The following is a 7,578-nucleotide window of genomic DNA, read 5'->3' on the forward strand; positions in this document are numbered from 1 at the left end:
TATTCTACAACTGTGAAGTGATGTTTTATAAAACAAGTTGTTTTTACTGTCATTTTTAAGCATAAAAAAAGCATCAATTAATTAAAACCGATGCTTTTATAGATGTTTAATCTTATGTTATTTCGACATTCCTGGAGGATATTTCTCCATGATTTTAGCCACAAATTCATTAATGCGCTCTTCTTTCTTGTTTGTACTTTGGGTTAAATAGCCAATTCCCATACCTTGCCATACCAATTCTTTTTTCTTGGCATCTATTAAATCCACATAAAGGGTTCCTTCAGTTGAGGTAGATACATTGCTATATCCAGCATTCCAGTAATACGGACTCCAACCCCATCCGTATCCATAAGGACCGTAGCCTAAGCTATTGTTATAAACATTGACTTTTTCACGGGATTTTGTAAAAATACTGACCAGAAGGTCTGGGTTTTCAGATTTTGTAAAACCTTTCGCCAGCAATTCAGTCTCTATCGCTCTTAAGATACGACGTTTGTCAAGATCACTAATTTCAGCCTTGTCAATACCCGATTTGAAAAAAGCAAAGGTTTTGTATTGGTTGAAATCTGCATTCTTGTCATAATCTGTTGCAACCCTTACGGAGCTGCAAGAAGCGATTAAAACAAACAGCATCAAAACTGGAATTGCTTTAATCATTCTTGTGCTAAAGGTGCTTAGATTAAGGTACTCATAAACATTTTTTAATTTTTTACTCACGCCGCATATATTGTTTAGGTGTTCGTGAAAATTTTTCAAATTTTTCATAGCATTTTTATTTAGTTTTATAATGAGTTCAATAAATCTATATCCACTAGATTTGGAATTGTGACCTTTAAATTGGGTTCAATTGCCATGGCGCGTTTTATTGCGAAAATGGCGCCTTCATTTCTTGCCCAACTACGTCTTGAAATACCATTGTTAACATCCCAAAAAAGCATGGACTTTAAACGTCTTTCGGCGTCCTTAGTACCATCAAGAATCATACCAAATCCACCATTAATAACCTCGCCCCAGCCAACGCCGCCGCCATTGTGAATGCTTACCCAAGTGGCGCCTCTGAAGCTATCTCCGATGACGTTTTGGATGGCCATATCTGCCGTAAAGCGCGAGCCGTCGTAGATGTTTGAGGTTTCACGGTATGGGGAATCTGTGCCTGATACATCATGATGATCACGACCTAATACCACATAGCCGATATCTCCTTTTGCGATCGCATCATTAAAAGCTTGTGCAATTTTCATTCGGCCTTCAGCATCTGCGTATAAAATTCGGGCTTGAGAACCGACTACCAATTTATTTTCTTGAGCCCCTTTAATCCATTGGATGTTATCAGTCATTTGCTGCTGGATTTCATCGGGAGAATTGAGTTTTATTTCTTCTAAAACCTTACAGGCAATGGCATCTGTTTTTGCTAGGTCTTCTGGTTTTCCTGAGGTGCAAACCCATCTAAAAGGTCCGAAACCATAATCAAAACACATAGGTCCCATAATGTCCTGAACATAACTTGGGAATTTAAATTCACGGCCCAAGGTTGGATGATCAGACATTACGTCAGCACCTGCGCGCGAGGCTTCTAAAAGAAAGGCGTTGCCATAATCAAAAAAGTAAGTGCCTTTATTGGTGTGCTTATTAATTGCTTTGGCATGACGACGTAAAGTTTCCTGTACTTTTTCCCTGAAGAGTTCTGGATTGTTTGCCATCATCGTATTGGCATCTTCAAAAGAGATTTCTACGGGATAATAGCCGCCTGCCCAAGGATTGTGAAGTGAGGTTTGGTCACTTCCTAAATCGATATGTATGTTTTCTTCATCAAACTTTTCCCATACATCAACGATATTTCCTAAATAAGCAATGGAAACGGTTTCTTCATCGGCTTTGGCCTTTTTAACACGAGCTACAAGTTGATCTAAATCGGTGATTTTTTCATCAATCCAACCTTGATCCAAGCGCACTTGTGTAATTTTCGGATTTACTTCAGCGCAAACTGTTATACAACCAGCGATCGTTCCTGCTTTAGGTTGCGCTCCCGACATCCCGCCTAATCCAGATGTGACAAATAGATTGCCTCTTGGCGATTTGTTTATTTTTCTAAAACCATTTAAAACCGTGATCGTCGTGCCATGCACAATGCCTTGCGGACCGATATACATATAACTTCCGGCAGTCATTTGTCCGTATTGTGTAACTCCTAAAGCGTTGAATTTCTCCCAATCGTCAGGTTTTGAATAATTTGGAATCATCATCCCATTGGTAACCACGACTCTCGGTGCTTCTTTATGACTAGGGAATAAACCCATGGGATGGCCAGAATATATGGTCAGCGTCTGCTCATCATTCATTTCGGCCAAATACTTCATGGTCAATCGGTACTGTGCCCAGTTTGAAAACACGGCGCCATTACCACCATAAGTGATGAGTTCATGAGGATGTTGTGCCACGGCATAATCGAGATTGTTTTGGATCATCAGCATGATAGCGGCCGCTTGTTTGGATTGCGCAGGATAGGCATCCAAAGGTCGCGCGTACATTCTATAATCGGGACGCAAACGGTACATATAAATCCGTCCGTAGGTCTCTAATTCATTTTTAAATTCAGGAAGTAATTCAGCATGTTGACTTGGATCAAAATAACGGAGTGCATTTTGTAGGGCCAACTTTTTTTCTTCAGCAGATAAAATTTCTTTGCGTTTTGGCGCATGATTGATGGTGTCATCATAAGGTTTCACTGGAGGTAAAACGCTTGGGATGCCTTCTAAAATTTGATCTTTAAAAGAAATGGAGGTGATTTGCATTAGTTTCTTTTTAATTTAGTTTTATCAAAACCATAGGGACAATGTCTGCAGCCGCTTTCGCAACAATAGCCACGTTTGAGATGGTATTGTTCGGTAAAACAACGGTAGCCCTCAGGTGTTAAGTAATAATCGCCTTCTTCAACTGGCACAATTTTCTTCATATCTAACAAAGATAGTGTAAATTAGAAAGATTTTTGAAATGCGATACACATGATTTTAGTTTCAAAATATATGGTTCCCAAAGGTTATACTGGCATCACTTTATTTCCGTTTGTGTTTGTTAAACACGCACATCTCAAGCATAATAGAGTTTTTGTAAATCATGAACGCATTCATCTCAAGCAGCAATTGGAACTTTTGATTCTTCCATTTTTTATCTGGTATGGATTGGAGTTTTTAGTGCGATATCTTCATTATAAAAATTGGCATCAAGCCTATCGGAATATTTCATTTGAGCGTGAGGCCTATCAAAATGAACAGGACTTAGAATATCTTAAAAAACGTCCATTTTGGAATTTTTTAAAATATCTTTGTAAACCATGAATTTCAAAGTCCATCTTTCGGAAAATCAGACCTTAAATCTAGGTCCAAATTTTAATCAAGTACTTTCTGTAAAAAGAGAAGATCTTATCCATCCCTTCATTTCGGGAAACAAATACCGCAAATTAAAATACAATCTAAAGAAAGCAGGCATTGAAAATAAGCAAAGCTTATTAACTTTTGGAGGCGCTTTTTCAAATCATATTGCTGCTGTGGCCGCTGCCGGTCAGGCATTCGGTTTTAATACGATTGGCGTTATCCGCGGAGAGGAGTTGGTAGATCAAGTAAATACAAATGCGACCTTGAAATTTGCCGAAAGCTGTGGCATGCGTTTCAAATTTGTGTCGAGGGAAGACTTTAGAGAAAAGACTTCAGAAGACTTTATCAGCAATTTAAAAGATGAGTTCGGTGATTTCTATTTAATTCCGGAAGGTGGCACCAATGATTATGCGATCAAAGGCTGTGAGGAAATTTTAAGTGATGAAGATTTTGACTATGATTATATCTGCTGTTCTGTTGGGACGGGAGGCACTATTTCTGGAATTATAAATGCCTCAAAACCACATCAGAAGATTCTGGGTTTTCCCGCGTTAAAAGGTGATTTTTTACAAGAAGAAATTAGTAAGTTTGCAAAAAAGTTAAACTGGCAACTTATTAAGGAATATCATTTTGGCGGTTATGCAAAAATAAATACCGAATTAATCAGTTTTATGAATCAGTTTAAGCGAAATTATCAGATTCCTCTGGACCCTGTGTACACCGGAAAGTTGATGTTTGGCGTTATGGATTTATTGAAAAAGGGTTATTTTCCCGCACATTCAAAAATTTTGGTCATACATACCGGTGGTTTACAAGGAATTTCGGGAATGAATGAACGTTTAAAACAAAAGCAAATGCCTTTAATTAGTTAATAAATATGAAGTTTTTTGTAAGAATAGTAATGGTTTTAATGTTGGTCTCGACCGTTGTAAGTTGTGGTTCCAAGAAGAAGATAACGACCAAAAAGAAAAAAGCAAAAACCGAGCATGTTGTCAAGAAACATGAAAAACCAGAGCCTTCCGTTAAAGAACGCGAGGAACCTGTTACTAACGCTCCCATTGTAACTGCTCCAAAACCTTCAAGCAGTGGCAATATTACTGAAGTTTATATTGCAGATTTTAGCCTTATCGCTCAGCGAAAAATGCGAGAACATAAAATTCCGGCGAGCATTACTTTGGCCCAGGGAATTTTAGAATCGGGATCCGGCAGAGGACGATTGGCGGTGGAAGGCAATAATCACTTCGGAATAAAATGCCATGGCTGGTCTGGCGATAAGATATTTCATGATGATGATGCCTCACAAGAATGTTTTAGAAAATATAAACATGCCGAGCAATCGTTTGATGACCATTCAGAGTTTTTAACTTCCAGAGGTCGCTATGCAAAATTATTCGAATTGGATCTTGACGATTACGAAGGCTGGGCAAAAGGTTTAAGAGCGGCAGGTTATGCTACCGATAGAAAATATCCTGACAAATTAATCAGTTTGATTGAGCGTTTTCAGTTGTATAAATATGATCAGGAAGTTTTAGGAAAAACGTCTTCTAGACCTAAAAACGTTGATATCACCTCTAATTTAACACATAAAGTTGAAAAGGGTGATACGATGTATTCGCTTTCAAAACGCTATAATCTTTCAGTAAACGAATTGCAAAAACTCAACGGAATGACCAACAGTAATTTACAGTTAGGTCAAATTCTCATTGTAAAATAAATTTATTCATGTTATACCAACGTAGTAGTAGCCTATTCAAAGAGGCAGAAAAAGTTATTCCAGGAGGCGTCAATTCGCCTGTAAGAGCATTTGGTGCCGTAGGTGGAACGCCAATTTTCGCGAAATCTGCCAAAGGTGCTTATGTGCATGATGAAGATGGCAACAAATACATTGATTATATCAATTCATGGGGACCGATGATTCTTGGTCACGCTTTTGATCCAGTGGTCGATGCCGTAATCGAAAAGGCAAAACAAGGGACTTCCTTCGGAATGCCCACGGCCATAGAAACTGAAATTGCAGAATTGGCAATTTCGATGGTGCCAAATATCGATAAAATCCGATTTGTCAACTCAGGTACAGAAGCTTGTATGAGTGCGGTGCGCTTGGCGCGTGGATTTACCGGGAAGGACAAAATCATCAAATTTGCTGGATGTTACCACGGTCATAGTGATTCATTTTTAATTGCTGCGGGTTCTGGTGCGATCACATTTGGCACACCTAATAGTCCAGGAGTAACTCAAGGAACAGCCAAAGACACGCTTTTAGCAAAGTATAATGATATTTCAAACGTTACGGAATTAGTAGTGGCGAACAAAGGCGAAATCGCCTGTATCATCATTGAGCCTGTTGCAGGAAATATGGGCTGTATTCCACCAAAAGATGATTTCTTACATAAACTAAGAACTTTATGTGACGCACATGGAATTCTGTTGATTTTTGATGAGGTCATGACCGGTTTTAGATTGGCGGCAGGTGGTGCGCAAGAATTATATGGGGTGGATGCTGATATTGTTTGCTTTGGAAAAGTAATCGGTGGCGGTCTTCCAGTAGGCGCTTTTGCTGCCCGAAATGAAATTATGAATTATCTGGCGCCGATTGGCCCAGTATATCAAGCAGGAACTTTAAGCGGAAATCCATTGGCAATGGCGGCAGGTTTGGCCATGTTGCAACATTTGAACAAGGACAGAACTGTCTTTAGGCGTTTAGCCGAAAAAACAGAATACTTACATCAGGGGATGGAAAAAGTGCTGTTGGCCAATAATGTTAAACATACCATTAACCGTATGGGATCCATGATTTCCATTCATTTTGAAGCGCATGAAGTGTTTGATTTTGAAACCGCTGCAAAAGCCAATAATGAAACCTTTAAAAAGTTTTTTCACGGTATGCTGAATGAAGGTGTATATATCGCACCAAGTGCATTTGAAACCTGGTTTATTTGCGATGCCTTAAGTTATGAAGATTTGGATGCGACCATCAATGCAGTGGATAAAGTTTGTAAAACGCTTTAGTTTACACAGATTTGTAATCAATACTGTCAACTAAAAGAATCAAGACCACTGTGTTGATAGAACATAGAATATAGATTTGTGCCGTAAAGCGTTAAGCATTGGGCTTAAAATTTAAGACCCCGTCCAATTATTGATTTTTATAAGCGTTTGTATTAAAGAATAGAAGAAGTGTATTGTTGAACAAAACTTTAAAAACCTCTATTCCCATCAGGTAACGCTGAGTACTGCATGTTTTAATCAAACAACAATTTTCATATAAAAAAAGAGGGAGTTTCCAATTAGAAATTCCCTTTTTGATTTTTAATGATGCTCTGTTGAAGCTTATTTTATGACTTCTTTTGGGGTCATTTGGCGGCTTTTGTTTTTAGAATGCCTGGCATATCTTTTACTATGCTGATCACGTTTTTCATTCATTTTTCCCCATTTCTCATATTGTTCTGAAGATAAAATGCTTTTCATTTTTTTCTTCATTTCAATTTGCTGATCCAATCGTGCGTTGGCCATTTTGAAACGCTCTTCTTTTGACCAAGTCTTGACTTCTGCTTTTTCCTTAGATTTTAAATAAGCCTCTTTTTTGCTTTGTCTCAATTTGGCTTGTTCCAAGAATACTGCGGACATCTCCTTTTGTTGTTTGTCACTTAAATCCAAAATTAAAGTCATTTTTTTGGCTTGGAGTTGTGCCATTTCTTCAGGAGAATATGAGGTTTTAGACTCCATGCGCTGTTTTCTAACTTCTCTTTTTTGTTCTTGTGCAGATACTTGTAAAGTTGCGACTGCGATCATTATCATTACTATTTTTTTCATGTCTCTATTTTTAAAGGTTACACTTCTAGGACTGAGAGTGAAAGGAATGGTTTAAAGATGGGATAAGATGTTGGAAATTTTAACAATTGTTTGTTCATTGTTAGTCAGATAAATTATCCTGCTTAATAATGCAGTTAATTTCAATGAAGCAAATTAGTGGAAAGTTCATTTTTACTAATATTACTTGGCAAATGTTCATTTAGAAGGTTTTTGTTTAACTCTAATTGTGGGGTTTAAAACGAAACATCTATCGGTGGAAAATCTGAAAAAAGCATAAGAAATAAAAGATTACATTTAACATAAAAATCAATACGAATGAAATCAAGACTTGTTGACGAATTGCCAGAATTGGTAAGAAATAAAGTTATTTCGGAAGAAGTTGCCATAAAAATTC

At 37.8% G+C, this 7,578-nt stretch carries 8 protein-coding genes; 4 read left to right on the plus strand and 4 right to left on the minus strand.

Translation table 11 applies throughout. The features are described 5' to 3' along the window. Nucleotides 1-117: 117 nt before the first annotated feature. From ABIQ28_RS02480 to ABIQ28_RS02490, 3 genes are all read right to left on the minus strand, one after another. Nucleotides 118-657, minus strand: a complete 540-nt coding sequence (locus ABIQ28_RS02480; RefSeq protein WP_348035167.1) for a DUF4136 domain-containing protein — start codon at nt 655-657, stop codon at nt 118-120. Nucleotides 658-782: 125 nt separating this feature from the next. Next, a complete protein-coding gene (locus ABIQ28_RS02485; RefSeq protein ID WP_348035174.1) occupies nt 783-2,777 on the minus strand; it encodes a urocanate hydratase in 1,995 nt (664 codons plus the stop codon). Between the two features lie 14 nt (nt 2,778-2,791). Continuing rightward, the gene (locus ABIQ28_RS02490; protein WP_348035168.1) at nt 2,792-2,953 is read right to left on the minus strand and encodes a DUF5522 domain-containing protein; all 162 of its coding nucleotides are present in this window, start codon (nt 2,951-2,953) and stop codon (nt 2,792-2,794) included. Nucleotides 2,954-3,002: 49 nt separating this feature from the next. Between ABIQ28_RS02490 and ABIQ28_RS02495 the strand changes: the two genes are divergently transcribed. From ABIQ28_RS02495 to hemL, 4 genes are read left to right on the plus strand one after another with little or no spacing between them, the layout of a single operon-like run. Continuing rightward, nucleotides 3,003-3,335 (plus strand): hypothetical protein, encoded by a 333-nt coding sequence (locus ABIQ28_RS02495; protein ID WP_348035169.1) that lies wholly within the window; start codon nt 3,003-3,005, stop codon nt 3,333-3,335. Next, the gene (locus tag ABIQ28_RS02500) at nt 3,332-4,243 is read left to right on the plus strand and encodes a pyridoxal-phosphate dependent enzyme (RefSeq protein WP_348035170.1); all 912 of its coding nucleotides are present in this window, start codon (nt 3,332-3,334) and stop codon (nt 4,241-4,243) included. The genes ABIQ28_RS02495 and ABIQ28_RS02500 overlap by 4 nt, the downstream gene beginning before the upstream one ends. A gap of 5 nt (nt 4,244-4,248) precedes the next feature. Next, nucleotides 4,249-5,085, plus strand: a complete 837-nt coding sequence (locus tag ABIQ28_RS02505; protein ID WP_348035171.1) for a glucosaminidase domain-containing protein — start codon at nt 4,249-4,251, stop codon at nt 5,083-5,085. A gap of 8 nt (nt 5,086-5,093) precedes the next feature. After that, nucleotides 5,094-6,380, plus strand: coding sequence for a glutamate-1-semialdehyde 2,1-aminomutase (gene hemL, locus ABIQ28_RS02510; protein ID WP_348035172.1), 1,287 nt, complete (start codon nt 5,094-5,096; stop codon nt 6,378-6,380). 321 nt (nt 6,381-6,701) lie between these two features. Here hemL and ABIQ28_RS02515 read toward each other — a convergent pair whose 3' ends face one another. Continuing rightward, nucleotides 6,702-7,184: a hypothetical protein gene (locus ABIQ28_RS02515; RefSeq protein WP_348035173.1), complete on the minus strand. Its 483-nt coding sequence runs from the start codon at nt 7,182-7,184 to the stop codon at nt 6,702-6,704. Between the last annotated feature and the right edge of the window lie 394 nt (nt 7,185-7,578).

Source organism: Gelidibacter sp., from assembly GCF_039916245.1.
Taxonomy (GTDB): Bacteria; Bacteroidota; Bacteroidia; order Flavobacteriales; family Flavobacteriaceae; genus Gelidibacter.

What these genes read in the sequence shown, in the direction of transcription:
- ABIQ28_RS02495 (WP_348035169.1), top strand. Translation starts at nt 3,003, where the DNA reads ATGATTTTAGTTTCAAAATATATGGTTCCCAAAGGTTATACTGGCATC.
- hemL (WP_348035172.1), top strand. Translation starts at nt 5,094, where the DNA reads ATGTTATACCAACGTAGTAGTAGCCTATTCAAAGAGGCAGAAAAAGTT.
- ABIQ28_RS02505 (WP_348035171.1), top strand. Translation starts at nt 4,249, where the DNA reads ATGAAGTTTTTTGTAAGAATAGTAATGGTTTTAATGTTGGTCTCGACC.
- ABIQ28_RS02515 (WP_348035173.1), bottom strand. Translation starts at nt 7,184, where the DNA reads ATGAAAAAAATAGTAATGATAATGATCGCAGTCGCAACTTTACAAGTA.
- ABIQ28_RS02500 (WP_348035170.1), top strand. Translation starts at nt 3,332, where the DNA reads ATGAATTTCAAAGTCCATCTTTCGGAAAATCAGACCTTAAATCTAGGT.
- ABIQ28_RS02480 (WP_348035167.1), bottom strand. Translation starts at nt 657, where the DNA reads ATGATTAAAGCAATTCCAGTTTTGATGCTGTTTGTTTTAATCGCTTCT.
- ABIQ28_RS02490 (WP_348035168.1), bottom strand. Translation starts at nt 2,953, where the DNA reads ATGAAGAAAATTGTGCCAGTTGAAGAAGGCGATTATTACTTAACACCT.